24 protein-coding genes are annotated in these 26887 nt (G+C 71.6%); 15 read left to right on the top strand and 9 right to left on the bottom strand.

All coding sequences use genetic code 11. The features are described from left to right. The first annotated feature begins 81 nt into the window (after nucleotides 1-81). Nucleotides 82-1116 (top strand): glucosyl-3-phosphoglycerate synthase, encoded by a 1035-nt coding sequence (locus QQ657_RS38395; protein WP_284747246.1) that lies wholly within the window; start codon nucleotides 82-84, stop codon nucleotides 1114-1116. A 1-nt stretch (nucleotide 1117) separates the two neighbouring features. Here QQ657_RS38395 and QQ657_RS38390 read toward each other — a convergent pair whose 3' ends face one another. Next, nucleotides 1118-1987, bottom strand: coding sequence for a sterol desaturase family protein (locus QQ657_RS38390; protein ID WP_284747245.1), 870 nt, complete (start codon nucleotides 1985-1987; stop codon nucleotides 1118-1120). Nucleotides 1988-2057: 70 nt separating this feature from the next. Between QQ657_RS38390 and QQ657_RS38385 the strand changes: the two genes are divergently transcribed. After that, entirely contained in the window at nucleotides 2058-2666 is a 609-nt protein-coding gene (locus QQ657_RS38385) for a TetR/AcrR family transcriptional regulator (RefSeq protein ID WP_284747244.1), read from the top strand. 148 nt (nucleotides 2667-2814) lie between these two features. On the opposite strand, the gene QQ657_RS38380 is transcribed toward QQ657_RS38385, so the two are convergent. After that, the gene (locus QQ657_RS38380) at nucleotides 2815-3675 is read right to left on the bottom strand and encodes a hypothetical protein (RefSeq protein WP_284747243.1); all 861 of its coding nucleotides are present in this window, start codon (nucleotides 3673-3675) and stop codon (nucleotides 2815-2817) included. A 147-nt stretch (nucleotides 3676-3822) separates the two neighbouring features. On the opposite strand from QQ657_RS38380, the gene QQ657_RS38375 reads away from it, so the two are divergent. Then, nucleotides 3823-4191, top strand: a complete 369-nt coding sequence (locus tag QQ657_RS38375; RefSeq protein ID WP_284747242.1) for a hypothetical protein — start codon at nucleotides 3823-3825, stop codon at nucleotides 4189-4191. Nucleotides 4192-4248: 57 nt separating this feature from the next. Here QQ657_RS38375 and QQ657_RS38370 read toward each other — a convergent pair whose 3' ends face one another. The 4 genes from QQ657_RS38370 to QQ657_RS38355 form a co-directional block, all read right to left on the bottom strand. Continuing rightward, nucleotides 4249-6816 carry a PQQ-dependent sugar dehydrogenase gene (locus QQ657_RS38370; protein ID WP_284747241.1) on the bottom strand — a complete coding sequence of 856 codons (2568 nt, stop codon included), beginning with the start codon at nucleotides 6814-6816 and terminating at the stop codon, nucleotides 4249-4251. 455 nt (nucleotides 6817-7271) lie between these two features. Further along, nucleotides 7272-8111, bottom strand: a complete 840-nt coding sequence (locus QQ657_RS38365) for a coproporphyrinogen III oxidase (RefSeq protein ID WP_284747240.1) — start codon at nucleotides 8109-8111, stop codon at nucleotides 7272-7274. An 81-nt stretch (nucleotides 8112-8192) separates the two neighbouring features. Beyond that, complete coding sequence (locus tag QQ657_RS38360; protein ID WP_284747239.1) at nucleotides 8193-8432, bottom strand: hypothetical protein; 240 nt, start codon at nucleotides 8430-8432, stop codon at nucleotides 8193-8195. A gap of 31 nt (nucleotides 8433-8463) precedes the next feature. Continuing rightward, a complete protein-coding gene (locus tag QQ657_RS38355; protein WP_284747238.1) occupies nucleotides 8464-8901 on the bottom strand; it encodes a PPOX class F420-dependent oxidoreductase in 438 nt (145 codons plus the stop codon). Nucleotides 8902-8987: 86 nt separating this feature from the next. Here QQ657_RS38355 and QQ657_RS38350 point away from each other — a divergent pair, with 86 nt between their 5' ends. Genes QQ657_RS38350 through QQ657_RS38330 form a run of 5 tightly spaced genes read left to right on the top strand, consistent with a single transcriptional unit; the run spans nucleotide 8988 to nucleotide 16862 of the window. Continuing rightward, nucleotides 8988-10445, top strand: coding sequence for a hypothetical protein (locus QQ657_RS38350; RefSeq protein ID WP_284747277.1), 1458 nt, complete (start codon nucleotides 8988-8990; stop codon nucleotides 10443-10445). A gap of 1 nt (nucleotide 10446) precedes the next feature. After that, nucleotides 10447-11247: a hypothetical protein gene (locus tag QQ657_RS38345; RefSeq protein WP_284747237.1), complete on the top strand. Its 801-nt coding sequence runs from the start codon at nucleotides 10447-10449 to the stop codon at nucleotides 11245-11247. Nucleotides 11248-11258: 11 nt separating this feature from the next. Beyond that, entirely contained in the window at nucleotides 11259-15713 is a 4455-nt protein-coding gene (locus QQ657_RS38340) for a coiled-coil domain-containing protein (RefSeq protein ID WP_284747236.1), read from the top strand. A gap of 37 nt (nucleotides 15714-15750) precedes the next feature. Further along, on the top strand, nucleotides 15751-16539 hold the full coding sequence (locus QQ657_RS38335; protein WP_284747235.1) for a TIGR03620 family F420-dependent LLM class oxidoreductase: 789 nt from the start codon (nucleotides 15751-15753) through the stop codon (nucleotides 16537-16539). Then, nucleotides 16536-16862, top strand: a complete 327-nt coding sequence (locus QQ657_RS38330; RefSeq protein ID WP_284747234.1) for an ArsR/SmtB family transcription factor — start codon at nucleotides 16536-16538, stop codon at nucleotides 16860-16862. The genes QQ657_RS38335 and QQ657_RS38330 overlap by 4 nt, the downstream gene beginning before the upstream one ends. Here the strand turns inward: QQ657_RS38330 and QQ657_RS38325 are convergent. Then, nucleotides 16843-17487, bottom strand: a complete 645-nt coding sequence (locus tag QQ657_RS38325; RefSeq protein ID WP_284747233.1) for a LysE family translocator — start codon at nucleotides 17485-17487, stop codon at nucleotides 16843-16845. The genes QQ657_RS38330 and QQ657_RS38325 overlap by 20 nt on opposite strands. Nucleotides 17488-17558: 71 nt before the next feature. Between QQ657_RS38325 and QQ657_RS38320 the strand changes: the two genes are divergently transcribed. From QQ657_RS38320 to QQ657_RS38295, 6 genes are all read left to right on the top strand, one after another. Next, a complete protein-coding gene (locus QQ657_RS38320; RefSeq protein WP_284747232.1) occupies nucleotides 17559-18737 on the top strand; it encodes a winged helix DNA-binding domain-containing protein in 1179 nt (392 codons plus the stop codon). Nucleotides 18738-19122: 385 nt separating this feature from the next. Beyond that, nucleotides 19123-20124: a type I glyceraldehyde-3-phosphate dehydrogenase gene (gene gap, locus QQ657_RS38315; RefSeq protein WP_284747231.1), complete on the top strand. Its 1002-nt coding sequence runs from the start codon at nucleotides 19123-19125 to the stop codon at nucleotides 20122-20124. Nucleotides 20125-20129: 5 nt separating this feature from the next. Beyond that, the gene (locus QQ657_RS38310; RefSeq protein ID WP_284747230.1) at nucleotides 20130-21344 is read left to right on the top strand and encodes a phosphoglycerate kinase; all 1215 of its coding nucleotides are present in this window, start codon (nucleotides 20130-20132) and stop codon (nucleotides 21342-21344) included. Further along, nucleotides 21344-22129, top strand: coding sequence for a triose-phosphate isomerase (gene tpiA, locus QQ657_RS38305; protein WP_284747229.1), 786 nt, complete (start codon nucleotides 21344-21346; stop codon nucleotides 22127-22129). The genes QQ657_RS38310 and tpiA overlap by 1 nt, the downstream gene beginning before the upstream one ends. Before the next feature lie 127 nt (nucleotides 22130-22256). Further along, on the top strand, nucleotides 22257-22487 hold the full coding sequence (secG, locus tag QQ657_RS38300) for a preprotein translocase subunit SecG (protein WP_086845181.1): 231 nt from the start codon (nucleotides 22257-22259) through the stop codon (nucleotides 22485-22487). Nucleotides 22488-22594: 107 nt separating this feature from the next. After that, nucleotides 22595-22939, top strand: coding sequence for an RNA polymerase-binding protein RbpA (locus tag QQ657_RS38295; protein ID WP_086671261.1), 345 nt, complete (start codon nucleotides 22595-22597; stop codon nucleotides 22937-22939). Between the two features lie 632 nt (nucleotides 22940-23571). Here QQ657_RS38295 and QQ657_RS38290 read toward each other — a convergent pair. Both QQ657_RS38290 and QQ657_RS38285 read right to left on the bottom strand, forming a co-directional pair. Further along, nucleotides 23572-24771 carry a sensor histidine kinase gene (locus QQ657_RS38290; protein ID WP_284747228.1) on the bottom strand — a complete coding sequence of 400 codons (1200 nt, stop codon included), beginning with the start codon at nucleotides 24769-24771 and terminating at the stop codon, nucleotides 23572-23574. Between the two features lie 291 nt (nucleotides 24772-25062). Then, complete coding sequence (locus QQ657_RS38285) at nucleotides 25063-26154, bottom strand: FAD-dependent oxidoreductase (RefSeq protein ID WP_284747227.1); 1092 nt, start codon at nucleotides 26152-26154, stop codon at nucleotides 25063-25065. Between the two features lie 125 nt (nucleotides 26155-26279). On the opposite strand from QQ657_RS38285, the gene QQ657_RS38280 reads away from it, so the two are divergent. Beyond that, on the top strand, nucleotides 26280-26843 hold the full coding sequence (locus QQ657_RS38280; protein WP_284747226.1) for a TetR/AcrR family transcriptional regulator: 564 nt from the start codon (nucleotides 26280-26282) through the stop codon (nucleotides 26841-26843). Nucleotides 26844-26887: the final 44 nt, after the last annotated feature.

Genomic DNA, 26887 nt, shown 5'->3' with positions numbered 1-26887 from the left:
GCGGTAGCACCGGGGAGCGGCGGGCGAAACGCGGCGCGTCGAACCTCGGGATGGATACGCCGAACGAGGGAAGGGGTACCCATGCGCACGAGCACGAACGGCGCGCGGCTGCAGGTGTCGCCGGAGGTCGGCACCTGGCTCGCCCGGCGCAGCAGCAAAGCGGGGGACTGGACGGCGGAAGAGCTGGTCGAGGCCAAGCGCGGCACGACGGTCTCGGTCGTCATCCCCGCGCGCAACGAAGAAGCCACCGTCGGGGCTATCGTCACCGCGATCCGCGAAGAACTCCAGGAACACCACCGGCTGGTCGACGAGATCCTCGTCGTCGACAGCCACTCGGCCGACGCCACCGCCGAGGTGGCCGCCGCGGCCGGGGCGCGGGTCGTCGCGCAGGACGCCGTCTTCCCCGCCCTCGAAGGGCTGCAGGGGAAGGGGGAGGCCCTGTGGAAGGGTGTCGCGGCCACCACTGGCGACCTCGTCGTCTTCGTCGACGGCGATCTCTACGACTTCACCACGAGCTACGTCACCGGGTTGCTCGGCCCGCTGCTCACCGACCCGTCCGCCGCCTACGTCAAGGGCTTCTACCACCGCCCGCTCAACGGCGCGGCGGGCAGCGAGCCCGAAGGCGGCGGCCGCGTCACCGAGCTCGTCGCGCGGCCGCTGCTCAACATGTTCTGGCCGGAGCTGTCCGGGTTCGTGCAACCCCTCGCGGGTGAGTACGCGGGGCGGCGCGAGGTGCTGGAGAGCATCCCGTTCGTCGTGAACTACGGCGTCGAGATCGGGCACCTCATCGACCTGGTCGAGCTGCGCGGCCTCGACGCGCTGGCCCAGGTCGACCTCGGCCACCGCGTCCACCGGCACCAGAGCACGCAGGCACTGGGCCGGATGTCCGGGCAGATCATGCAGACCCTGTTCGACCGCCTGGAGCGCTACGACCGGCTGGTCACGGCCATCCCGCCGGCCACGATCCTGGCGCAGTTCCAGCGCGGCGCGTCCGCGGACGGCGTCGAGCGCGAGCTGGTGCTGACCGATCTGACGTCGCGGCAGCGCCCGCCGCTCGCGGGCCTGCCGGTGACGTTGCGGCCGGAGAACGAACGCACCTTGCAGGACACCGCGTAGGTCACCCGGCGAGCGCGCGGGCCGCGGCAGGCTGCCACCCCGGCGGCCCGACCACGTAGCCCGCGCGCTCGCGCCACGTCCGCGCCCCGCGGAGGTCGCGCAGGATCGAGCCGTACTCGTGGAAGCCGACCTTGAGCAGGTTGTACGTCCCGATGTTCTTCGTCAGCCCGTAGGTCGGCCGCTTGCCTTCGGGCACGAAACTGCGGAACAGCCGGTCCCAGATGATCAGGATGCCGCCGTAGTTGGCGTCCAGGTACTCCGCGTCGCTGCCGTGGTGGACGCGGTGGTGCGACGGGGTGTTGAAGACGTACTCGAACCAGCGCGGCAGCTTCCCGATCTTCTCGGTGTGCACGAAGAACTGGTAGACGAGGTCGATCGAGAGTCCGGTCAGGATCATCCACGGCGGGATCCCGCACAGCGCCAGCACCGACCAGAACGGCAGCTGGAAGTACGGGGTCCACTTCTGGCGCAGCGCCGTCGAGAAGTTGTAGTGCTCGCTGGAGTGGTGCACCTGGTGCCCGGCCCACAGCAGCCGCACGCGGTGGCTGGCGCGGTGGTAGGCGTAGAAGACCAGTTCCTGGCCGAGCAGCATGAGCACCCACGTCCACCAGTCGCGCGGGTCGAGCTTGACCGGCGCGAGCTCGAACAGCGCGGCGAAGACGACCAGCATCACCAGCCGGAACAGCGCGTTGACGCCGACCGCGACGGTGCCCATCAGCATGCTCGTGCGGGTGTCGGCCGGGCTGTAGCCGATGACGTTGTCGTCGTGCCCGAGCACGTGCACCGCGACGATCTCGATCGCCACGAACAGCACGAACACCGGGATCGCGAACAGCACGGGGTCGCGCAGGTGCGCCAGGAACTCGGCCACGTCGCCTCCTCTGATCTGACCTGACGGTAACTTACCCTAGGGTCACTTTACGCACGGTAGGCTCTCCGGCGTGACGGAGTCAAGGGCGGTCGGGACCAAGGGCATGCCCCGCGAAGAGCGGGAGGCCCAGCTCGTCGTCGCCGGCACCGAGGAGTTCGGCCGGGCGGGCTACGCGGGCGCGTCGATGGTCGAGATCGCGCGCCGGGTCGGCGTCACGAAGCCGTTGCTGTACCAGTACTTCGGCTCCAAGGACGGGCTCTACCTGGCCTGCCTGCACCGCGCGGGCGACCGGCTGACCGAGGGCGTCGCGACGACCATGGCGGCCGGCGGCGAGCCCGAGCGGATGCCGCTGAAGGTGCTTTCGGCGATCTTCACGACGTTCGACCACGACCGCTACGCGTGGCGCCTCCTGCGCGACGAGACGGTCCCGGCGACCGGCGACATCGCGGCCGCGGCGGCCGACTACCGGCGCCGCCTGGACGCGTTCGCCCTGCTCGGCGCGACGCAGCTGATGACGGCGCGCGGGCTGGCCGACCCGGTCGACATCGAGGCGATCGCGCAGGTGTGGACCGGCGTGGTCGACTCGCTGATCAGCTGGTGGATCGACCGCCCGGACGAGGACGCGGTGGCGATGACGGCCCGCTGCGCGCGGATCATGGAGGGCCTGTTCGGCTGGTGAGGCCGGGCGTGTGAGGGCGCGGTGGCCTGCCTGCAGGGGAACGTTCGCCGCCTCGGCTCGCCAGTTCGGCCGGCGCGGGCCGGGGAAAGCTCCGCGCACCGCCGCGGCTCGCCGGCGTGTGCTGCCGGCTGGGCAGAGTGCCGCCGCGTCAGCCCGCCGATTCGGCCGGCGCCCGACGCGCCTCGGCGAAGAACGCCGCCCGATCGTCGCCGAACGTCACCGCGGCCGCCGACAGCGTGCGGGCCAGCGCTTCGAGCGGATCCTCCCACCGGGCCAGCGCGCGCTGGGCCTCGGGCGACGCCGCCACCGCGTCACCGGCCAAACCACGCTCCTGCTTCGCGAACTCCCGGAGAACCCCCGGCCGCAGGGCCAGGATCCGCTCGTCCGGCAGGGTCCCACCCCACTCGCGGAGCAGCCGCTCGTGCTCGGCCTTCGCGCGCGCCTCTTCTTCGGCTCGCTGCCGCGCCTCCTGAGCTTCGGGTGTCGGCGGCGGAGGCAGCTTCCGGGCGAAGCCGTGCCAGTACGCGGCGGCCGCGCTCAGCTGCCGGATCACCGCGTCGGGTGACGGTGGTGCGGGCCAGAACTGCAGCAGATAGCGGTCCCGCTCGGGCTCGTCGCCGAGGCGGGTCTCCTGCTCGCGGCCGGCGTCCATCCCGGTGGCGCCGTAGCGGACGCGGTAGTCGCCCGGGGCCAGTTCGAGGTCCCACCAGTCCTCGCCGCCCCAGGTCACGAGCATCGCGCGCCCCGCCACCCGGAACGACGCCTCGACGACGTCCTCGTCGCCGGCGTCGGGCGGCTCGGTCTCGTGCACCTCCGCGGTGAACCCGACGTCTCCGGTGTGCAGGCCCGTGAGCAGGAAGAGCGTGCCGCGCACCGCGGCGCCGCACAGCCCGTTCCGCTGGCCGGCGAAGCACGCGGTGAGGTCGCCTTCGAACTGGTCACCGCCCTCGCTGTGGACGTAGAGCTGTCCATAGTGGACAGGGAGGTCGCCGTGCACCACGGTTCGCATGCCGGCCATCCTGGCAGGGGGCGCCGCCGGTTGTCCGGCGTTCAAGACCACGGAGAGTGCTCCTCGGCGAAACTTTTCCCGAATGGCGTAGCGAAACCGGTACGGTTTGCGATTAATCAGGGAAGCCATCCTGCCGAGAGGTGTCCCATGCCCGAACCAGCCGCTCCCGTTCCGGTCGATCCCCGGCTCGCCGCGCGGTTCACCGAGGACCTGCTCGACGGCTGCCAGGTCCTGGCCAAGGACTACGGGTACCGGCCGGCCCAGTTCGAACGGATGGTGCGCGAGCACGGCGGCGTCGAAGCGGCCCGCCTGCTGCTGCGCGGCGCCGGGACCGCCGGCGGGTTCACCGTGCTCTGGGAGAAGAACCAGCTCGGCCGCAGCTCCGAGGCGACGATGCTGCGCGACGAGTACGCCGAGCTGTTCACCCCCGACGAGCTCCTGCTGGCCCGGCGGCGGCTGGAGGAACACGGCTTCGACGTCGACGCCCATCTCCGCAGCATCGCCGGACCGAGCTGAGGGGGAGTAGGGCGGCAGGGGTGACCGGCGCCGCTCCGGTCACCCCTGCCGCGGCTTCTAGGCCGCCGCGCTGGACTTCCCGCGCAGCACGACGCTGCCCGCCGACGCGCCCTTGACCGCCGTTTCGACCTGGGCCATCGTCGAGGACGAACTCAGGCCGGGGACCGTCGCGGTGGTCAGGGCGTAGAGCGTGAACGTGTACGGGTGGCTGGACCCGCCCGGGCAGGGGCCGAAGAACTTCTGCGCGTTCGCCCCGCTGCCCATGGCCTTCTGCTTCGCGCCACCCTGGTCCGGCACGGTGTAACCCGCGCCGAGCGCCTCCGGCAGCGAGCGGGCCGACGCCGGGATGTCCCAGATCGCCCAGTGCAGCTTGTTGCCGCTGTTGGCGACGTCGGCGAACACGACGGCGTAGCCCTTCGCGCCGGTGGACGCGCCCCAGGCGAGCGGCGGCGACGGGTCCTGGCCCGCCGTGCCGTCGCCGGCGCAGGTGTACTTGTCCGGAATGGTCGCGTTGTCGGCGAAGGCGGAGCTGGTCAGCTTGAAGTCACCCGGCGTGGCGCCGCCGGGGAACTTCAACCGCACGATCACGTTGTCCAGCACCGACGGCGTGCCGCCGTTCTTGTCGTTGTTCGTCGAGGTCAGCCACAGCCCGCCGTCCGGGGTCTTCGTGACCGAGCGCAGCCGGCCCCAGCGGCCGGAGAACAGCGTCGACACCGTGCCGACGCCGGTGCCCGCCGCGTTGATCTGCGTGGCGAACATCTGCTCGCCCGTGACACCGGCGATGTAGATCCAGTCGTTGACGATCTCGACCCCGCTCGGCCCGGCCTGCGACGTCGACCACGTCTTCTTCGGGGCGATGAAGCCGCTGCAGCTGCCCTGCGTGCCTTCGCAGCTCGGCCAGCCGAAGTTGCCGCCCTTCTGGATCAGGTTGAGCTCGTCCTGGCTGCTCTCGCCGAACTCCGCCGCCCACAGCTGCCCGCGGGAGTCCCAGGCCAGGCCCTGCGGGTTGCGGTGGCCGTAGCTCCAGACGTACCGCGCGTTGCCGCCGGTGGCGTAGAACGGGTTGTCGCTCGGCGCCGAGCCGTCCGGGTTGAGCCGCAGGATCTTCCCGTTGAGCGAGCTCTTGTTCTGCGCGTTGTCGCTGTTCTTCGCGTCGCCGACGGTGGCGTAGAGCTTGCCGTCCGGGCCGAACTTGATCCGCCCGCCGTTGTGGTAGCGGTTCTTCGCGATCCCGGTCAGCACCGGCGTCGACGTCGAGGACAGCGTGGTGCCGTCGTAGGTCATCTTCACGATCCGGTTGTCCCCGGACGCGGTGTGGTACAGGTAGATCGCGTGGTCGCTCGTCCAGTTCGGCGAGATCGCCAGGCCGAGCAGGCCGCCTTCGCCGTTGGTGCCGACCGCGCCCGGCACCTTGCCCAGCGTGGTCTTCTGGCCGGACGGCGTCACCAGCAGGATCTCGAACCGGTCCCGCTCGGTCACCAGCGCGTTGCCGTTCGGCAGGAAGTCCACCGCCCAGCCGAGGTCGACCTTCGCGATGTCCTTGTCGTACTCCGGGATGCCCCCGGCGCCGCCCGGAGCGCTCGTCTTGGCGGTGACCGCGTTGCTCGCCGCGGAGCTGTTGCCGTCGGGGTCGCGCGCCTTGACCGTGAAGGTGTAGGAGGTGTTCGGGTTCAGGTTCGTCACGGTCGTGCCGAGCGACGTCGTGGTCGCGACCTTCGTGGCGCCCTGGAAGACGTCGTACCCGGCGACCGTGCCGCCATTGTCCGTGGATGCGTTCCACGCCAGGGAAACGCTGTTGGCGGTGACGCCGGTGGAGCGCAGGTTGCCCGGCACGGTGGGCGGGGTGGTGTCGTCGCTCGGCGGCGTGGTGAAGGTGACCACGTTGCTCTGCTGCGACGGGTTGCCCGCGGCGTCGAACGCGCCGATGGAGATGTCGTAGGCGGTGTTCGGGGTCAGGTTGTCGACGGTCGCGCTCGTCGTGGTCCCGTCGACGGTCTTGAGGATGTTGCCGCCGCGGTTGATCTCGTACCGCACGACGCCGACGTTGTCGGTCGCGGCGGTCCAGGAGAACGTCGCCGCGGTCGGGAGGATGTTGCTCGCCTTGAGGTTCGACGGCGGCGACGGCGGTTCGCTGTCGCTCGGCGCGGTGAAGGTGTCGGTGAGCTTGTCCGCGTTCGGGCCGCCGTTGGCGGTGGTCGCGGTCGTGCGGATCTTGTTGACGCCGGCGGTCAGCTGCACGGTCGCGGTGGCGGTCTTCCACGTCGTCCACGCGCCGGTGCCGGGGAAGTCGACGGTGCCCTTGTCGCCGCCGTCGACGACGAGCTGCACCGGCCGGTTGTCGGCGGTTCCGTTGGCGTAGCGGAAGGTCAGGGTGTGCGTGCCCGCCTGCGCGGCGTTCACGGAGTATTCGACGTAGCTGCCGGCGACGTTGTCGAAGTTGACGAACCCGGTGCCGGAGTACCCGGCGTGGTTCGATTCGACGACGCCCTGGGAGATCACGGCGTTCTCGGACTCGTAGTCCGTTGCGGCGGCGGCGAAAGCGCTTACCGGGCTGAGCGCGGTGAGGCCGAGCGCCGCGACGGCGGTACCGGCCAGTACCACGCGCCACGGTGGACGGGGTGCCACTGGGAGCCTCCTGCGTGGGTCGGGGGACAGGGGGAGACCGGGGCGGAACTGGTCGGCGGACCACCGGAACCGAGCTTAATAGTTAGGAAAGTTTCCTATCTATAAGGTCAGATCTCACACCCTCCGAGCGGGCCGTGTCAATACTCGACACGGGCGCTCACCCTTGGTGAAGAAGGGTTTCCCGCTCAGCGGTGCGCGTGTCCGGCGGGTGGAGCGTCAGCCTCGCTTTGGTGGGGCCGGCCAATGGTCATGAGGGCCACCCTCAGGCCCCGCCGAAGTCGCGGTTCGGCCGTCCGGCTTCCGCCGCTGCCGTGGAACGGGATCCCGGACTGCTCCTCGCCCGCGCCCGGATTCGAACGTCTTGAATGAGTCATTCAGGTCTTGGGAGGTCCTGAATGACTCATTCAAGACGCCGGACCGAAGGAGTCGCTCAGGACGTCGGAGCCGGCCGGGCGTCAGCTGACCGTGGCGGCGGTTTCGCCGGCCCAGTCGCGCGGCTCGAGGAACGACGCCAGGTCCGCTTCCGGGCTCCCCGGCTCCGGCGCGCCCCCGGAGTCCCACCGCGCCAGCGGCGGCAACGCCAGCAGGATCGCCTCGGCGTCGGCCCGCCCGGCGGACGCGGCGCGGAAGAGGGCGGCCTCGGCGTACCGGCCGCGGCGGTGCAGCTGCCACTGCCGCTCGCGCTCGCCGTGCGGCAGGTCGCGGCGCCGCCGCACGATCGGCAGGTACGCGGGCGCGATCGTGGCGATGCCCGCCGCCGTGAACGCGGCCCCGCGCCGCCAGCCGTGCGGGCCGGCCGGGCGCAGGTGGTCGTAGTCGATGCCGCCGAGCCCGTGCGGCTCGTCGCGGTGCGGCAGCCGGAACCGGTCGTCGGCGGTGCGCTTCGCCTGGGCGTGGAACGCCGGGTCGAGGGTGTCGCAGTGGTGCCGGAGCGCCCGGTGGAAGTGCGCCGCGTCCTCGGCGAAGCCGTAGCACGGGAGGAGCTCCACGGTGCCGCCGAACCACCAGGCGTCCCCGGATTCCCAGTACCGGAAGTGCGCCTGGAACGCGGGAACGTAAGGGTTGCGCGGGTGGATCACGACCGACAGCCCGCTGGCGAAGAGCCCGCCCTCGGCCGAGGCCGTCACGCAGACCCCGGCGCGCTCGAAGACGTCCCCGTCGTCCAGCACGCGCGCGCGGCCGCGGCCGAACCGGGCCCCGCCGTCGAGGCGTTCCAGCTCCGCGACCAGCTCGCGCTGGCCGGAACTCATGATCGCCTTGACGGCGTCGCGTCTGCTGTCCTCACCCGAAAGCATGGCCCCCACCCCCACGGCGAGGGTACCGCGAAACCGAGGTCAGCCGGCGATCTCGGCCCGCCCGAACCCGGCGGACCGAAGTCATGCCGATCGGCGGATCCGGTTCACCGGCGACCACTGGTCGACCGGATGGCGGCGCGGATCGCCTTCACCGTCTGCCCCCATCCGCGTCTCCTCGGCGAGGCCATGATCAGGCTGCCTCCGCCGAGCCAGATCATGCCGGCGAAGCCCACGGCGATCGACGACGCGGCGAAGGACCATCTCGCCGATGCCCAGCACGATCGACACGACGATTCCGGCGACTTCGAACCTCGTGATCACCCGCTCGCCGATGTGGTCGAGCGAACCGAGGTCAGCCGGCGATCTCGGCCCGCGCGATCACCTTGGTGATCTTCGCCCGGACGAGCGACTCCTCGGGGACGGCGTTGCGCTTCCCGTACTCCTCGGCCCGCTCGGCGCCCATGTACCGGCCACCCAGCTTGGTCGCCCAGGCGAGCATCTCGTCGTAGTCGTGGGTCAGCCGCGCCTCGGCGGTGAACTGGACGTACGAGTACGGCGGTTCCTGGTCGTCGATGACCAGGGAGATCCGCGGGTCGCGGGCGATCGCCTTGCCCTTGAGGGTGTCGGTGCCCGTGGTGAAGACCAGCTCGTCGCCGTCCGGGCCCTCGTCCAGCAGGAACCAGATCGGGGTGACGATCGCGGCGCCGTTCGCCCGGACCAGGCCGAGCTTGCCCGTCCGGGTCCCCTCGGACGCGAACTTCCACCACTCTTCGCGGCTCATCTCACGCATGTGAGCGACGTTAGCCCGTCACCCGCGCGTGCGCAGAGGGTGGCCGACTAGCCTGGCCTGCTGTGCGAGACGACGACAGGGCCGCGATGGGACTGGCCGACGAGGGGCTGACCCGTCGGCTCAAGGCGCTGGCCTGCACCGCGCCGCTGCACGACCTCGACGCGCGGAAGGCGAAGCTCGACTGGGCCGACGCCACGATCTACCAGATGGCCGAGATCGCGCTGCACACGATCGACCAGGTCACCATCGCGATGGACTTCGACACCGGCGCCGGCCACGACGAGGTCATCGACCGGCTGCTGCCGTTCATCGCGGCGCAGGCGCCGTCGCGGATGCCCGAGGAACACGTCCGCGTGGCCAAGTGGGTCCTCGACAACCTGATCAACGTCGGCACCACCGAGCGCGGCTTCCGGCGCGTGTACGGCTCGATGGGCCCGGGCGGCTACCAGCGCCGCCAGTTCGACTTCAAGCTGCTCGTCGAGCTGGCCGCCCGCGATGGCGAGGTCTACCTCCGCGCCACCGACGAGGCGATCAACGTCCTCGTCGGCGCCCTCGACACCGACGTCGAGTCGGCCCAGATCGCCGCCGAGGTCAAGCTCGAGAACCTCATCGCGCGGGGTCGGCTGGCCGACGCGAAACTGGCCGCCGAGCAGGCCCGCTACCGGACCGTCCAGTACGGCGAGGTGCTGCGCGCGAAGCTCGACGCGACCCGCCGCGACGTCCGGTCGGTCGACTGGGAGCGCGAGGTCCCGGAGCTGCTCGACAGCGCGCTGAGCCACATCGAGGCCCGCTTCCGCGCCGAGAACGCCATCCTCAAGAACATCACCACCGCCCGCGACGAGACCGAGGACCTCGACCGCAAGCGCCGTGCCGCCGAGCTCGTCGACATCGTCGGCGACTGCATCCGCCGGCACACCCGCCTGCAGTCCCGGCTGGCCGACGCGGGCGCGGTGTTCCGCGCCGAGCAGGACCGCCAGCAGTTCTCGGGCCCGCCGCAGCGCGCGACGCTCGACCTGTTCGGCCAGCTCCTCGTGCCGACGCTCGGGCTGCCGCTCGCCGACGCCGTCGCGCCCGTCGAGCACTTCTTCCACGCCGCCGCCGGGATCACCGCGCCGGTCGTGCCGTCGCTGTCGAGCCTGGTGTCCCTGCTTCTGCGGCCCGCACCCGAACGCGACCAGCTCGTCGGCGAGATCCCCGAGCCCGAACTCATGCCGGCCGACATCACCGACAAGTTCGGCGACGACGTCTGGCGCCGGGCCGACGAGCTGCTCGACCTGCCGGAGGTGCCGCGGCGGCTGTCCGGCCTCCTGGAAGAGGCCCGCCGCGGCCGGCAGCCCGGGCTCGCCGCCCTGGTCGCGCTGCGCGCCGTCCACGCCTACAGTCCCGGGGTCGGCGCGGCCCGGCGCCAGGGCGACCGGCACGTGCTGCTGGCCGTCGACGACGGCACGCTGCTCGACGACCCGGAGTTCGGCGGCGCCGACCTGCTGCTGTCCACGGCCGCCGTCGAACGCGCCGACGAAGAAGAGAACGAGGAGGTCGCCTGACATGGCGCTGTCCCACAGCAGCGTGGACGCCGAAGCCGCGGCCCGGCTGGTCGCCTTCGGCATGCGGCCGAAGCAGCTGCCGGCCCGCGACGTCGTCTACGGCGACCTCGTGCGCCGCTACGGCGAGGACAACGCGTTCAAGGCGCTCACCCACGCCGTCGCCGCCGGGCTCGGGCTGATGGTCCTCGAGGTCAACCAGCAGGCCGGCGCGGTGCTCGCGGCCACCGACGAGTCCGTCTTCGAGATCAAGATGGACTCCTACGCCCGGCAGGCCAAGATCCGCGAGCGCCGCGAGACGGAGAAGGTCCTGCACGGCCTCATCCACCTCGCCACCGCGGCGCTGGGCTACCCGCGCCCGGACGACCTCGCCAACGACACCTACATCGGCCGCGTCAGCGTCGAACAGGTCGACGCGATGGTCCGCGAAGCCGCCCGCATGCTCGACGAACGCGCCGCGGCGGCCGAGGCCAACAACGACCCCCTGGCCGACGCGCCCGAGCTCGAACAAGCCTGGCGCGCCTACGCCCGCCGTCCCGCGGCCGCGGCCACCAAGGACGGCCGCCTCGCCGCCGACACCACCCGCGGCATGGTCAGCCGCGCCCTGCGCTTCCTCGCCGACCAGGGCTTCCTGGTCCCGGTGAGCGACGAACAGGGCGGCACCTACCGGACCACGCCGCGCTACCAGATCCAGGTCCGCGAGCTCGCGGCCGACGCCGCCTTCGACGACCTGCTCGCGCTCGACGTCGTGGCCGTCGCGAACGACGGCGGTTCGCTGCGGGCTGCTGCTTCGGACACGCTGTAAAAGGGGAGTAGATGTACGAGCTTTCGCGGGTCCGCCTGCACTCGGTGGGCCCGGCGGGTGCCCGCTACCAGGACGTCGTGCTCGACTTCAGCGGCGTCGGCGCCAAGATCACCGCGCCCCAGCAGGACGCGCTGTTCAGCGCCGGCATCCACGCGACCGGCCCCGCTGAGCTGCGCCGCCCGTCCCCGGCGAGCGTGCTGTTCCTCGAGAACGGCGGCGGCAAGTCCGTCCTCATCAAGCTGATCTTCTCGGTGATGCTGCCCGGCCGCCGCCAGGTCGTCGGCACCACCAGCACCAAGGTGCTCGAGAAGTTCGTCGCCGCCAAGGACGTCTCGCACGTCGTGCTGGAGTGGCTGCACGTCGAGAGCGGGCACCGGATCATCACCGGCAAGGTCTCCGAATGGCGCGGGCACGTCGTGTCCGCCGACTCCGAGAACCTCGCCGACTCCTGGTACTGCTTCCGCCCGACCGCCGCGCTGGGGCTCGATTCGCTGCCGATGACCCAGGACGGCCGGCTGCTCACCATGTCCGGCTTCCACGACAAGCTCGCCGCCGCCCAGCTGGCCGAGCCCGAGCTGGAACTGTCCTGGACGCGGCGCCACCACGAGTGGACCGGCCGGCTCGACACCATCGGCCTCGACACCGAGCTGTTCCGGTACCAGCGCGCGATGAACGCCGGCGAAGGCGAAGCGGCGGACGCGTTCGCGTTCGGCACCGACGACGCGTTCGTCGACTTCCTGCTGAAGGCGGTGATCTCCGAGGACGAGCCGAAGGACCTCGCCGAGGTCGTCTCGACGTACTCGCACAACCTGGCGCAGCGCGGGGATCTCCTGTCCGAGCGCGATTTCGTCGCCGGCGCCCTCGATCTGCTGGGGCCGCTGGCCGCCGAAGAAGGCGTCGCCGCGGAGTCGCGGAAGATCGCTGAATCAGCGAAAGCTGACATGGCCGCGCTGGCCGGGCGCGTCGTCGCGCGCAATGAACTGGAGAACGCGCGGCTGTCCGGGCTCGAGGAGCACGTCACCGAGGTCAAGTCCGCGGAGAAGCTCGCCGAGGGCGACCACCGGCGGCTCGCCGCGGCCGTCACGGAGCTGCGCCGGCTCGTCGCGGTGCTGCGCCTGGACGAGGCCCAGGAGGCCCGCAAACGCGTCGACGCCGAACTCGCCGAAGCCAAGACCGCGGCCGAAGCCTGGCGTGAGACGGCGACCGTGCTCAACCAGCTGAACGCGGCCCGCAAGGCGAAGGACCTGCGCGAGCTCGTCGGCAGCCGCGAGGAGAAGGCGCGGCCCGCCCTGCAGGCGCGCAACGACGCGGCGGCGGCGCTGGCGCGCGGGCTGCATTCGCTGGCGCAGGACGCCCAGCGTCAGGCCGACAAGGCCGAGGCGCACGCGGGTGCGTTGCGGGCCGAGGCCGAAAAGGCCCAGACCGAACGCGACGAGGCCGCCAACCTCGCGGCCGGGCGGCGGGCCGAAGCCCGTGGCCTGACCACGCGGATCACCGAGCTGCGCGAAGAAGTCCAGAACGCCGTCCGCGCCGGGCTGCTGCCCTCGGGCGCCGACGTCGCGGAGGCGTCCCGGGCCTCGCGAGCCGCGGCCGAATCCGCCACCGCCGAGCTGACCCGGCGCGAGCAGGAACTCGACCGCGTCGCAGCGGATCTCCAAGCGGCGCAACGGGCCGTGAACGAGGCGCACCAGCTGGCGGGCACCACCCAGGACCGCTTCGAACGCGCCACCGAAGACCTCGACCGCGCCCACCGCCGCACCGACGCGCTCGCCGCCGAGGGCCGCCTGGTCGAGCTGCTCGGCGCCGACGACGTCGCCCTCGAAAGCGACCTGCCGGTGCTGCTGGAACGGCTGCGCGAAGCGAGCGCGTCCGTCGAGAAGGAGCAGACCGCGCTGCGGATGGAGGAGTCCGCCGACGAACGCGCGCTGGCCGCCCTCGGGTCCGGCGGGCTGCTGCCGCCGCCCGAAGACGTCCAGGCCGCCCTGGACGCGCTCGAAGAAGCCGGGATCACCGCGTGGTCCGGCTGGCGGTATCTGTCCAAACTGGACGCCGGTCGTCGCGCCGAGGTGCTGGAAAGCCTGCCGCAGCTGGTCTCCGGCGTGCTCCTGAACGATGTCACGCACGTGGACCGCGCCCGCGAAGTGCTCACGAAGCGGCGGTTGCTGCCGTCCGCGACCATCGCCGTCGGCACCACCGAAGCACTGCTGGCCGAGGCGCCCGCCGCGCCCGGCGTCGAGTTCCTCGTGCCGCCGAACCCCGCGATGTACGACGAAGAAGCCGCCGACGCCGAGCGCGAAGCCGTGGCGCGGCGGAACACCGAGCGGCAGCGACGGTTGGAAGCCTTGTCCGCCAAGCTGTCCGCGGACGGCGCCTTGACGTGGAAGCTCACCACCTGGCGCGAGGACTACCCGCCCGGCGCCGTCGCGACCCTGGCCGAACAGGCCCAGGCGGCCCGGACCGCGCGCGAGACCGCGCGCACCGCACTGGAGCAGGCCGACGCGGAGTTCGCGCGGTTGAGCGAAAAAGCCGCGTCGCTGCGCGAGCGCGTCCCGGAACTGCGCGCCGCCGCGACCGAAGCCGAGGAGAAAGCACGACGGCTCGGCGAGCTGGGCGCCCGCAGCGCGCGGATCGCCGAGTGGACCGAAGACGTCGAGCGCGCCACCGAGGTCGCCGAACGCGCCGACCTGCAGGCCGCCGACGCCGCGGGCAAGGCCGCGCGGCTGCGCGAGCAGGCGGGGGAGGAACAGCGCACCGCCGACGGCCACCGCCGCACCGCGACCACCGCCCGCGCCGAGCTGGCCGAGGTCCCGGGCGCGGCCGAAGCGGCCGACGGCCCGGTGCCGGCCGAGCCCGTCGACGCACTGCGCCGGACCTACCTGTCGGCGTCCGAGTCGTACGCGAAGGTCGAAGTCGGCAGCGACCTGCGGGCCGAGCTGGAGCAGGCCGAGTCCGCCGAAGCCGCCGCGGGGTCGGCCGTCGAGTCCCTCGACGAGGCCGTCCGGGGCCGCGCCGCCGAACTGCTGGAGACGCCGGACGGTTCCGACGCTTCCGCGCGTGCGGCCGCGTTGGCGCGCGCCCGCCGGGTCGTCGACGGCCTGGAGGACGAGCGCACCGAAGCCATCGGGCTCGTCTCGACGCGGCGCGCCGAGCTGGACGCGCTGCCGCTGCAGAACGGCATCAACGGTGAGAAGCCGCGCGACATCGAGCACGGCCTCGAACTGATCGACGCGGCCGGGCTGGAGGCTTCGGCGGCCGCGCGGAAGTGGGAAGAGCTGCAGGAACGCCGGGCGGCGGCCGAAGCGACGCTCGAATCCGCGAAGAACTCGGCGTCCGGGTTCTCGCTGCTCGCCGAGTCGATGGCGCACCTGGTCACGGACACGGACGCGGCGGCCTACGACGGCGATGTCGACACCGCGCGCGCTCAGCACGGCCGCCTGAACTCCACGTTCACCGAGGCCCAGGAAGCCGCCGACGCCGGTGACCGCCGGGTCCGCGCGGCGGCCGACCAGCTCGCGCAGTACGCGACGGAGAAGCGGTTCGAGAAGCTGAGCACGCCGGTGCGCCAGCAGGTCATCTCGGTCAAGCGCGACCAGCTCCCGGCGCACGCCGCCGAGTGGGCCGAGGCGCTGCGGCCGCGGCTGCGGTCGCTCACCGACGACCTCGCGCAGATCGACCGCCACCGCGGCGGCATCATCACGCGCCTGCAGGGCATGGTCGACGGCGCGCTCCGGACGTTGCGCTCGGCCCAGCGCGTCTCCCGGCTGCCCGACGGCCTCGGTGACTGGTCCGGGCAGGAGTTCCTCCGCATCCGCTTCACCGAGCTGGAGGACAACGCGCTCACCGAGAAGCTCGGCGAGGTCGTCGACGAGGCCGCCGTGGGCAAGACCGCGGACGGCCGCGACATCAAGCGCGACGGGCTTTCCCTGGTGCTGCGGGGAGTCCGGGCCGCGGCGCCCAAGGGGTTCCGCGTCGACATGCTCAAGCCGGACTCGGTGCTGCGGACCGAACGCCAGCGCGTCTCGGAGATCCGCGACGTCTTCTCCGGCGGCCAGCAGCTGACGGCCGCGATCATCCTGTACTGCACCCTCGCCGCGCTGCGCGCCAACAACCGCGGCAAGGCCCGCAACCGGCACTCGGGCGTGCTGTTCCTGGACAACCCGATCGGCCGCGCGTCCGCCGGGTACCTCCTGGAACTGCAGCGGGCGGTGGCCGAGGCGCTGGGCGTGCAGCTCATCTACACGACGGGCCTGTTCGACGCGGGCGCGCTGGCGGAGTTCCCGCTGATCGTGCGGCTGCGCAACGACGCCGACCTGCGGGCCGGCCGCAAGTACCTCTCGGTGGACTCGACGATCCGCAACTCGCTGGACGACCTGGGCGACCCGGACGGCGTCGCGCGGCTGTCGGCGACGCGGATGTTCAGCCGGCCGGCCGAGCCGGATTCCGCTGAGGACGAACAGACGGCATGACGGGAACATCTCCCGCGGTTCCGTGGTTGCCCGGCGCATGACGAACCTGGGGGCGCTGGGCGCCACATTGGGCACGACCGGACCGGAGACCGTCACGGTCGCGGCCGAGCTGGAGGAGCTGGGCTACGGCACGCTCTGGCTGCCGGGCGGGCAGGGCAGCAACCTGCCGCTGATCACCGACGTGATCCACGGGACCGCGACGATCCCGGTGGCGAGCGGCATCCTGCCGGTCGACCGGGTGCCCGCCGCCGACGTGGCGCGGGCGTACTCGGACCTGCCGGCCGGGCGGTTCGTCGTCGGCCTCGGCGGCGCCCACGGCCCGCGTCCGCTGGCCACGCTGAACGACTACCTCGACGAGCTCGACGACACCGTCCCCGCGTCCGAGCGCATCCTTTCGGCGCTCGGCCCGAAGATGCTGGAGCTGTCGCGGGACCGCGCGTCCGGTGCCTACCCGTTCCTCGTGACGACGGACTACGTCGCGTCGGCCCGGGAGATCCTCGGCGCGGGCAAGCAGCTGGTCGTGCTGCTGAGCGTCGTCGCGGAGTCCGACGCCGGTGTCGCCCGGGAGAAGTCCCGCGAGGGTTCGCTGCGGTTCCTGGCCGGGATGCCCGGCTACGCGAACAACTTCCGCCGCATGGGCTTCACCGACGCGGACATCGCGGACCTCTCGGACTCCCTCGTCGACGGGCTCACCGTGCGCGGCGACCTCGACGCGGTCGTGGCGCGCCTGCGCGAGTACCGGGCGGCGGGGGCGGACCAGGTCGTCGTCCCGGCCGGTGACCTTCCCCGCGAGTGGTGGCCGGCGCTGGCGGAGGCCCTGCGGTGACCACGGCCCGGGCCCGCGGGCTCACGCACGGCGTCCCGGCGGAGGTGTCCCTGCAGGACGCCCTCGCCGCGGTCGCCGACCCCGTGCGCCGCAACATCCTGCGTGAGCTCGCGGCGGTCCCGGAGTGGACGAAGGCGTGCGGCACGTTCGACCTGCCGGTCGCGAAGGCGACGCTCAGCCACCACTTCTCGGTGCTGCGCGCGGCGGGCCTGATCGAGCAGCGCGACGCGGGCCCGCGGCGGCTGAACCGCTTGCGGCGCCCGGAGTTCGACGCGGCCTTCCCGGGGCTGCTGGACCTGGTGCTCAGTCACCCCGGCCGGTGAAGGCGAGGGTGGTGCCGAGGCCGATCATGACGAGGCCGCCGGTGCCGCCGACCATTTCCAGGCGCTTCGGCGAGCGGGCGAACCACGCGCGGGCGGTGCCCGCCACCAGCGCCCAGGCGGTGTCGGTGGCCAGCGCGATCGCCGGCAGGCACAGGCCGAGCAGCAGCATCTGGACCGCGACGGACCCGGCAGCCGGGTCGACGAACTGGGGCAGCAGCGCCGCGAGGAACACGATCGACTTCGGGTTCGCGAAGCCCACCACGAACCCGTCGCGCAGCACGGTCAGGACGCGGCCGGGCTCGGCGGGCACCTTCGCGGCCATCGCGTCGGAGAGCTTCCGCCGGTGCCGCAGGGCCTGGACGCCCAGGTACACGAGGTAGAGCGCGCCGGCGATCTTGATCGCGGTGAACACCGCGGCCGACGTCGTCACGAGCACGCCGAGGCCGAACGCGACCGCGACGACCTGCGTGTAGACGCCCGCGGAGTTGCCCACGACGGTGAGCAGCGCGTCGCGCCGCCCGACCGTGAGCGCGCGGCTGATGGTGAAGAGCACGCTCGGACCGGGGACGACGACCATGAGGAACGTCAGTGCGGCGAAGGCCGCGAAGTGCGCACCGGAGACCATTCCGCGAGCGTAAACGGCCCCCGGCCGGGCGACCAGGCGTTTTTGTCGGTGCCGGGTGGTATCAACAGCGGGTGCCTCCGAAGATCAGCACCCAGCAGCGCCGGGCCCGCCTCGCCGTCCGGCACCACCTGGCCGCGCCCGCGGCCACGGTGGAAGACGCCGTGGCCGGGGTCGTGGCCCTGCACGCCACCGACCCGGCGACCGTCCACCTCTCGGCGTGCGCGCGGCTCGCCGCACCGGCGATCGCTTCGGTGGAACAGGCTTTGTACGAAGACCGCACTCTGCTGCGGCTGCTCGGCATGCGCCGCACGGTGTTCGTCACCGGGCTGGACACCGCGGCGCTCGTGCAGGCCGGGTGCTCCGCGGACATCGAGGTCAAGCAGCGGAAGCTCCTGGAGCAGCACCTGGGGCAGCAGGGGCACCCGGAGAACGTGCCGGAGCCGGCGAAGTGGCTGCGCGACGTCGAAGCGTCGGTCGAGGCGGCGCTGCGGGCCCGCGGTTCGGCGACGGCGCAGCAGCTGAGCGAGGACGAGCCTCGGTTGCGCCAGCAGCTGCTGATGGCGGCGGGGAAGCCGTACGAGGCGATCGGGAACGTCACCAGCCGGGTGCTGTTCCTGCTCGCGGCCGGCGGCCGGATCGCGCGGGGGCGTCCGCGGGGGAGCTGGATCAGCAGCCAGTACGTCTGGCACCCGCTGGATTCCTGGGTGCCCGGGTTGCCGGCGTGGGACGCGGAGGAAGCGCGAGCGGAACTGGCCCGGCGCTGGCTGCGCGCGTACGGCCCGGCGCCGGCGTCCGACCTGCGGTGGTGGACGGGCTGGACGGCCGGGCAGACGAAGAAGGCTCTGGCGGTGGTGAAGCCGGTGGAGGTCGACCTCGACGGCGTGCCGGGGCTGCTACTGGCGGACGACCTCGAGCCGGTGCCGCCGTCACCGCCGTGGGTGGCGTTCCTGCCGGCACTGGACCCGACGGCGATGGGCTGGCAGGAGCGCGACTGGTACCTGGGCGCGCACCGCCCGGCGCTGTTCGACCGCAGCGGCAACGTCGGCCCGACGATCTGGCTGGACGGCCGCGTGGTGGGCGGCTGGGCCCAGCGCGCGTCGGGGGAGATCGCGTTCCGGCTGCTGGAGGACGTCGGGAGCGAGGCATCGGTCCTGGTCGAGGCGGAGGCGGACCGCTGCGCCGGGTGGTACGGCGAGGTCCGGGCGGTGCCGCGGTTCCGGACGCCGCTGGAGCGGGAGCTGACGGCGTGAGCCGGTCGCTGGATCGGTCGAGTCATCGACCTCACGTACCGCCCGCGGGCTCCTCGAAAACCACCGCGGGAGCCGTGATTCCGGAAGATCCACTGAACCGTTCCAGTGGTCTGCCGGCGCCGTCGGGCGGACCTCGGGTGTACCCGCGACTCCCAGCGGAAACAGGAGGATCGCGGGCCTCGCCGGTCCGCCGTGGTCCCCATGTCGATCACGTGAACGCGACCCCGGTTCCGGCCCCGGCTTCTTAATCGATTCTTGACCCGTTCGCCAAGTGGTGGAAGTCTCGTCAGGGCAGTCAGGGACGCGCATGCCCGCACGCTAGGGTTGCCGCGAGCCCGCAAGTCACGGCCGGACGCCCCGGCCGATCCTCAGAGGAGTGGCAGCAGTGACCGTTCGCGTAGGTGTCAACGGCTTCGGCCGGATCGGCCGCAACTTCTTCCGCGCCGTCAAGGCGAGCGGCCACGACATCGAGGTCGTCGCGTTCAACGACCTCGGCGACGTCGCGACCATGGCCCACCTGCTGAAGTACGACTCCATCCTGGGCCGGTTCCCGGGTGAGGTCAGCGTCAGCGACGAGGGCATCGTCGTCGACGGCAAGACCATCAAGGCCCTCGCCGAGCGCGACCCGGCCAACCTGCCCTGGGGCGACCTGGGCGTGGACGTCGTCGTCGAGTCGACCGGCTTCTTCACCAACGCCGACGCCGCCAAGGCGCACATCGCCGGCGGTGCCAAGAAGGTCATCATCTCCGCGCCCGCCAAGGGCGAGGACCTGACCGTCGTCCTCGGCGTCAACGACGAGAAGTACGACGGCTCGCAGAACATCATCTCCAACGCCTCCTGCACCACCAACTGCCTCGGCCCGCTGGCCAAGGTCCTCAACGACGCCTTCGGCATCGAGCAGGGCCTGATGACCACGATCCACGCGTACACGCAGGACCAGAACCTGCAGGACGGCCCGCACAAGGACCTCCGCCGCGCCCGCGCCGCCGCGCTGAACGTGGTGCCCGCCTCGACCGGCGCCGCCAAGGCGATCGGCCTGGTGCTGCCGGAGCTGCTGGGCAAGCTGGACGGCTACGCGCTGCGCGTCCCGGTGCCGACAGGCTCGGCGACCGACCTCACGGTGACCCTGAAGAAGGCCGCCACCGTCGACGAGATCAACGCCGCCTACAAGGCCGCCGCCGAGGGCCCCCTCGCCGGCATCCTGCGCTACTCGGTCGACCCGATCGTGTCCTCGGACATCGTCACCGACCCGGCGTCCTGCATCTACGACTCGCCGCTGACCAAGGTCATCGGCAACCAGGTCAAGGTCGTCGGCTGGTACGACAACGAGTGGGGCTACTCCAACCGCCTCGCGGACCTGATCAAGCTCGTCGGCTCGAAGCTCTGAGCCGGATGACCGTCAAGAACCTCGACGACCTGCTGGGCGAAGGCGTTCAGGGCCGCTACGCGCTGGTGCGCAGCGACCTGAACGTCCCGCTCGACGGGGACCGCATCACCGACGACGGCCGGGTCCGCGCCGCGCTGCCGACGATCAAGAAGCTCGCCGACGCGGGCGCGAAGGTCGTCGTCACCGCGCACCTCGGCCGCCCCAAGGGCGAGCCGGACCCGAAGTACACGCTGGCCCCGGTGGCCAAGCGGCTCTCGGAGCTGCTCGGCGCCGAGGTCGCGCTGGCCGGTGACCTGGTCGGCGAGTCCGCCAAGGCGCTGACCGCCGGCCTGGCCGACGGCGGCGTCGTGCTGTTGGAGAACGTGCGCTTCGACGCGCGCGAGACCAGCAAGGATGCCGTGGACCGCTCCGAGCTGGCCGCCGAGCTGGGTGCGCTCGTCCCGGGCGGCGCGTTCGTCTCCGACGGCTTCGGCGTCGTCCACCGCAAGCAGGCCTCGGTCTACGAGGTCGCTTCGGTGCTCCCGGCGTACGCGGGCGGCCTGGTGCTGGCCGAGCTCGACGTGCTGAAGAAGCTCACCGACGACGTCCAGCGGCCCTACGTGGTCGTGCTCGGCGGGGCGAAGGTGTCCGACAAGCTCGGCGTCATCGCGAACCTGCTGACCAAGGTCGACCGGCTGCTCGTCGGCGGCGGCATGGCGTACACGTTCCTCAAGGCCCAGGGCCACGAGGTCGGCCAGTCGCTGCTGCAGGCCGACCAGCTCGACCAGGTGAAGGGCTTCCTCGCCGAGGCCGAGAAGCGCGGCGTCGAACTGGTGCTGCCGGTCGACGTGCTGGCCGCGACGGAGTTCTCGGCCGACGCCGAGCACGAGGTCGTCGATGCCACCGCCATCCCGGCCGACCGCCAGGGCCTCGACATCGGCCCGAAGAGCCGGGAGCTGTTCGCCGGCAAGCTGGCCGACGCCAAGACCGTGTTCTGGAACGGCCCGATGGGCGTGTTCGAGTTCGAGGCGTTCTCCGGCGGCACCCGTGCCGTCGCCGAAGCCCTGGTCAAGAGCGACGCGTTCACCGTGGTCGGCGGCGGCGACTCGGCCGCCGCGGTGCGGCAGCTCGGCCTGCCCGAGGACGGCTTTTCGCACATCTCCACCGGAGGCGGGGCCTCGCTCGAGTACCTCGAAGGCAAGGAACTGCCGGGCGTCGTCGCCCTGGAGGAGAAGAACTAGTGGCACGCAAGCCGTTCATCGCCGGCAACTGGAAGATGAACCAGAACCACCTCGAGGCGATCGCGCTCGTCCAGAAGATCGCCTTCGCGCTGCCGGAGAAGTACTACGCGAAGGTCGACGTGGCGGTGCTGCCGCCGTTCACCGACATCCGCAGCGTGCAGACCCTGGTCGACGGCGACAAGCTGTCGCTCACCTACGGCGCCCAGGACATCGCGCCGCAGGACTCCGGCGCCTACACCGGCGACATCTCGGGCCTGATGCTGGCGAAGCTGGGCTGCAAGTTCGTCACCGTCGGGCACTCGGAGCGGCGCGAGTACCACGCCGAGACCGACGAGCTGGTCAACAAGAAGGTCAAGGCCGCGCTCAAGCACGGCATCACGCCGATCCTCTGCATCGGGGAGAAGCTCGAGGTCCGCGAGGCCGGCGAGCACATCCACCACACCACGACGCAGCTGGTCGACGGCCTGAAGGGCCTCAAGGCCGAGCAGGTCAAGGACGTGGTCGTCGCGTACGAGCCGGTCTGGGCGATCGGCACCGGCAAGGTCGCCTCCTCGGCCGACGCCGAACAGGTCTGCAAGGCCATCCGCGCCACCCTCCAGGAGAAGTACGGCGACGAGATCGCTTCGTCCGTCCGGGTGCTCTATGGGGGATCGGTGAAGTCGGGCAACATCGGCGAACTGGTGGGCTGCGAGAACATCGACGGTGCCCTGGTCGGCGGAGCGAGCCTCGACGGTGAAGAGTTCACGAAACTCTGCGCACTCGCCGCGGGCGGGCCGCTGCCCTGATCGGGGCCACGACCGGGTAGCCTGTGTATCCGGTCCGTCACACAGCAGTGGACGAGTCCAGGGGTACGGTGTCGGTTGGAAACGACCATGCCGTACCCCTGCATTCACCTAGAGCCCAAGGGATGACATGAAGCTGTTCCTGCAAATCCTGTTGATCGTCACCAGCGTCTTCCTGGTGGTCGCGGTGCTGCTGCACCGGGGCCGGGGCGGTGGCCTGTCGTCGCTGTTCGGCGGCGGGATGCAGTCGAGCCTGGCCGGGTCGAGCGTGGCCGAGAAGAACCTCGACCGCATCACCCTGCTGCTGGGCGCGGTTTGGCTGATCAGCATCGTGGGCCTGGGTCTGCTGCTCAAGGTGTGAGGCGTCCGGCGCCCCACCGTCGATCGCGACCGGGTCACGACGGCAGGGCGCAGCGATTCGGCGTGCCTATTGGGGGGCGCGCCGCCGATTCCTAGGTGTGAGGATTCATGGTTGGCGGTAACGCGATTCGAGGCACCCGGGTGGGTGCCGGTCCTACGGGCGAATCGGAACGAGGTGAATCGGCGCCACGGCGCCGGGTCGGCTACTGGTGCGCCAACGGGCACGAAGCCCGCCCGTCGTTCGCGCTCGACGCGGAGATCCCCGACGAGTGGGACTGCCCCCGCTGCGGGCTCCCGGGCGGGCAGGACGAAAAGAACCCACCAGCCGCACCACGGACCGAGCCGTACAAGACTCACCTGGCGTACGTGAAGGAGCGACGCAGCGACGCCGACGGCGAGGCCATCCTGGCCGAAGCCCTCGAGCGCCTGCGCCAGCGCCGGGAGATCATCTAAGCGTTGTCGGCCGAGAGCCACCCCGGGACACCTCGGGGTGGCTTTTCGCGCTTTCCGGCGCCCGACTCGCGCGCCCAAGACCCACCACGAGCCCGTGTCGACCCTCCAATCACGCGAGTCGACCTCTCAATCACGCGTGCCGACCCTTCAGTCACGCGTGCCGACCCTTCGGATACGCGAGCCGACCGCCCAGGTACGCAAGTCGACCCTCTGGGTACGCGAGCCGACTCTCGGGGCACGCTGTCCGACCTTCTGGGTACGTGAGTCGGCGCCCGAGGTACGCCTCCGACCTCGGGATGTGCGAGCCGACCCTCCGGGCACGCTGTCCGACCCTCCGGGCACGCTGTCCGACCCTCCGGCTACGTGAGCCGACCCTCTGAGTACGCGAGCCGACCCTCTGAGGTACGCGAGCCGACCGTGCGCGCAGGCCTTTCCAGCGGGCGCGCACCTTCCCGCGGCTGAGCAGCCCCCGTTTTCCACGCTACGGGTGAACACCGACAGTTCCCGGACGAGAAAGCCGCGAGCGGCGGATTCCGGCCGTCACAGCCCGGAATCCGCCGCTCGCGGCTCCTGCGAATCCGAAATCGTCAGCCCCCGCCGGTAAAATGGATACCGGGGGCCGGACGGCGCCCTCAGCGATCCAGCGGATACCGGGCCCGCACCCGGAAGCCGCCGTCCTCCATCCCGGACGTCTCGAAGCTCCCACCGAGCAAGCGAGCCCGCTCGGCCAACCCCGTCAACCCGTGCCCACCCGAAGGCAACATCTCCGACGGCCGGTTCGCGCGCTCGTTGCGGACCTCGATCTTGAGTGCCCCGTGCTCACCCTGGATGCGGATCGTCGCCGTCGCGCCCGGGGCGTGCTTGTGGACGTTCGTCAAGCACTCCTGCACCGTCCGGTACGCCGCCGCCGACACCTGGTTCGGCAGGGCCTCCGGCAGGTGCTCCACCGACAGGTGCACCGGGACCTCCGACGTGCGGATCAGCCGGTCGAGGTCGTTGATCCCGGGGCGCGGGCCGTCGTCGTCGGCGCCCGCGCGCAGCACGCTCAGCAGCGAACGCAGCTCTTCGAGGGTCCGCTTCGAAAGCGTGCGGATGACCTGGGCGGTCTCCTGCGCGTGGTTGTCGGTGGTCTGGGCCTGCAGCGCGCCGGCCTGCATCGCGATCAGCGTGATCTGGTGCGAGACGACGTCGTGCATCTCGCGCGCCAGCCGGGCGCGCTCCTCGGCGCGGACGGCGTCGGCGTGGAAGCGGCGCTCGCGGTCGCGGCTCGTGGCCAGCTCGGCGAGCTTGTTCGACACCTCGGCCCGCGCTCCGATGAGCAGGCCGATCGCGATCGGCATGCCCGCGACGAGCACGCCGTAGATGCCGTCGAGGATGTGCTCGCGCCAGCTGAGCTCGGCGAAGTCCTCCAACGGCCACTGCACGAACCGGCAGCACCACACCAGCGCCGCGCCGACCCAGACCTGCCAGTGCAACTGGCGGCGGGTGGCGAGCATGCCGAGCGTGATCATCGACGCGAGCTGCGCCCAGCCGGCCAGGAAGCCGGGGACCGCGACGAGCACGGCGAGGAACGGGAACTTCCGGCGGAACACCACCGCGAGGCACGCGGCGCCGGACAGCCAGATCGAGTAGGGCTGGGCCTTCTCGGGGATCACCAGCCAGACGTCGAGCACGGCCAGGATGACCGCGGCCGCCTCGATGGCGAACGTGACCACAGCGGGCCGGGGCACCGAGCCGAACAGGCTCAGCCCGCGCTTGCGCACCCGCTCGGCGGCCGATGGCCCCGAGCCGGCGATCGAGATGCCTGGAATCGAGAGTCCCTCTGTACTCATCGCTGGCGACCCCATTCGTCTTGTGGACTTGTTGGTGAGAGGTGCTCAGGGCCCGATCGGGACGCGCAGCAACGGACAAATGTGCGGATGCTAACGAGGTCGCGTAGAAAGACGGTAAGTTTCACCCGTTGTCGGAGTTCCGGCGTCCGAATTCCGTAGTCGACTGCTCCGTCCGGACGATAGCCGCGCAGGGGTGCTACCGAGAGTGGGAGTGTTGCTCCCCGCTGTGCACCGGAACGACCACATCGTGGGAATCATGTTACCCACGTGTGGACGTCCGGCGGTAGGTCGTCAGGCCGCCATCGACCTGAGGTCGTCGCTGAGCAGGTCGTGCAGGCCGGTGGCGCAGGCCTGCGCCGTCTCGATCGACCGCGGCAGCATCCCGGCCTCGTACGTCCGGACGGCCTCGCCGACGCTCGGTGCGGTGGCCAGCGCGGTCGCGAGCTCGGTGCCGTCCAGCAGGGCCAGGTTCGCGCCGACACCCAGCGGTGGCATCAGGTGCGCCGCGTCGCCGAGCAGCGTGAGCCGGGGCGTGTGGGTCCAGGCGTGCGGCACCGGGAGGACGTGCAACGGCCGGTTCGTGAACCCGCCGTCGAGGTCGTGCAGGAACCCGAGCAGGCTCGGGTGCCAGCCGGCGAAGCGCTCCAGCAGGTGCGCGCGCACGGCCGCAGTGTCGGCGAAGTCGAGGCCGGCGGCCCAGTCTTCGGATGCGTAGAAGATGGCGTAGCAGCGGATGTGGCCGTTGCTGTTGCGCTGCGCGACGAGCGCCTTCCCGTCGATCTTCGTCATCATCGTCCCCTGGCCGGTCAGCGCGGCCAGGTCCGGGTGACGGCGGTCGGCGTCGTCGAGGCCGAGCTCGACGAACGTGACCCCGCTGTACTCGGGCCGGACGCCGGTGAGGGCGCGGCGGACGCGGGACCACGCGCCGTCCGCGCCGACGACCAGGTCGAAGTCGCGGGCGGTGCCGTCGGCGAAGGTCAGCCGGCCGGCCGTGGTGACGTCGGTGATCGGCTGTCCCCACTGGACGGTGCCGGGCTTCAAGGAGCCGAGGAGGAGGCCGCGGAGCTGGCCGCGGTCGATCTCGGGGCGGAAGTCGTCGCCTTCCGCGGGGACCTCGTCCATGACGACTTCGGCGCTGTGCGGGTCGAGTGCGCGCATCTGCTGGCCTTCGGGGCGGGCCAGGGCGCGGAACTCGTCGTGCAGGCCGGCGGTGCGGAGGGCGACCTGGCCGGTGTCGCCGTGCAGGTCGAGGGTGCCGCCCTGGGTGCGGGCGCCGGCCGAGGCTTCCTGTTCGAAGACGGTGACGTCGAGGCCGTGGAGCTGCAGGACGCGGGCGCAGGCGAGTCCGCCCAGGCCGGCGCCGACGATGGCGATGGAGTTCATGACTTCCCCCTGGAAGTTCGGTGCCCCCGGCTGGTCCGGCGGCCTGGAGCCAGAAAAGCACAGTGACTCAGAAAGTGCAACGACTCAACTTTTGAAGTGAGTCCACCATCACGTAGGCTGAGCGCATGACCGAACTGATCGGGCGCCGCGAGCGCAAGAAGGCGCAGACCCGGCAGGCGCTGGCCGATGCCGCGCTGGAGCTGTTCCTCGAACGCGGGTACGACGAGGTCGGGGTGAAGGACGTCGCGGATGCCGCGGACGTCTCGGTGACGACGTTGTTCAAGTACTTCCCGAGCAAGGAGGCGCTGCTGTTCGACCAGGACGACGACATCGAGGCGGCGCTGGTCCTGGCGGTCCGCGGCCGGCCACCGGGCCACACGATCGTGGACGCCCTGCGCGAGCACATGCTGCGCGACAGCGCCGACGGCGGCCCGAGCGACGAGTTCATCCGGCTGATCGAGAGCACCCCGGTGCTACGCGACTACGGCCGTCGAATGTGGATGCGCCACGAGACGGCTCTCGCCCAGGCGATCACGGAGGAGACGGGAGCCGCGGAGGGCGACGTGTCGTGCGCCGCGCTGGCCCGGTTCGCGCTGGCGTCCCGGGAGCTGATCGTGGGCGCGGAGAACCCGCGGAAGGCGGCGGAGGAGATCTTCGGCAACCTGGGCCGCGGCTGGCGGGTCAAGTAAGACGCGGCCGAGCCAAGCGGCGAGGTTCGCTGGGCGCGGGCAAC

It is taken from the genome of Amycolatopsis ponsaeliensis (assembly GCF_030182635.1).
In the GTDB taxonomy this organism is placed as follows: domain Bacteria; phylum Actinomycetota; class Actinomycetes; order Mycobacteriales; family Pseudonocardiaceae; genus Amycolatopsis; species Amycolatopsis ponsaeliensis.
This window is presented reverse-complemented; position numbering and strand designations above follow the sequence as displayed.

Coding starts and splice junctions, on each gene's coding strand:
- QQ657_RS38395 (WP_284747246.1), top strand. CDS start 82: ATGCGCACGAGCACGAACGGCGCGCGGCTGCAGGTGTCGCCGGAGGTC.
- QQ657_RS38380 (WP_284747243.1), bottom strand. CDS start 3,675: ATGCGAACCGTGGTGCACGGCGACCTCCCTGTCCACTATGGACAGCTC.
- QQ657_RS38375 (WP_284747242.1), top strand. CDS start 3,823: ATGCCCGAACCAGCCGCTCCCGTTCCGGTCGATCCCCGGCTCGCCGCG.
- QQ657_RS38365 (WP_284747240.1), bottom strand. CDS start 8,111: ATGCTTTCGGGTGAGGACAGCAGACGCGACGCCGTCAAGGCGATCATG.
- QQ657_RS38355 (WP_284747238.1), bottom strand. CDS start 8,901: ATGCGTGAGATGAGCCGCGAAGAGTGGTGGAAGTTCGCGTCCGAGGGG.
- QQ657_RS38350 (WP_284747277.1), top strand. CDS start 8,988: ATGGGACTGGCCGACGAGGGGCTGACCCGTCGGCTCAAGGCGCTGGCC.
- QQ657_RS38345 (WP_284747237.1), top strand. CDS start 10,447: ATGGCGCTGTCCCACAGCAGCGTGGACGCCGAAGCCGCGGCCCGGCTG.
- QQ657_RS38340 (WP_284747236.1), top strand. CDS start 11,259: ATGTACGAGCTTTCGCGGGTCCGCCTGCACTCGGTGGGCCCGGCGGGT.
- QQ657_RS38335 (WP_284747235.1), top strand. CDS start 15,751: ATGACGAACCTGGGGGCGCTGGGCGCCACATTGGGCACGACCGGACCG.
- QQ657_RS38325 (WP_284747233.1), bottom strand. CDS start 17,487: ATGGTCTCCGGTGCGCACTTCGCGGCCTTCGCCGCACTGACGTTCCTC.
- QQ657_RS38310 (WP_284747230.1), top strand. CDS start 20,130: ATGACCGTCAAGAACCTCGACGACCTGCTGGGCGAAGGCGTTCAGGGC.
- secG (WP_086845181.1), top strand. CDS start 22,257: ATGAAGCTGTTCCTGCAAATCCTGTTGATCGTCACCAGCGTCTTCCTG.
- QQ657_RS38295 (WP_086671261.1), top strand. CDS start 22,595: ATGGTTGGCGGTAACGCGATTCGAGGCACCCGGGTGGGTGCCGGTCCT.
- QQ657_RS38290 (WP_284747228.1), bottom strand. CDS start 24,771: ATGAGTACAGAGGGACTCTCGATTCCAGGCATCTCGATCGCCGGCTCG.
- QQ657_RS38285 (WP_284747227.1), bottom strand. CDS start 26,154: ATGAACTCCATCGCCATCGTCGGCGCCGGCCTGGGCGGACTCGCCTGC.
- QQ657_RS38280 (WP_284747226.1), top strand. CDS start 26,280: ATGACCGAACTGATCGGGCGCCGCGAGCGCAAGAAGGCGCAGACCCGG.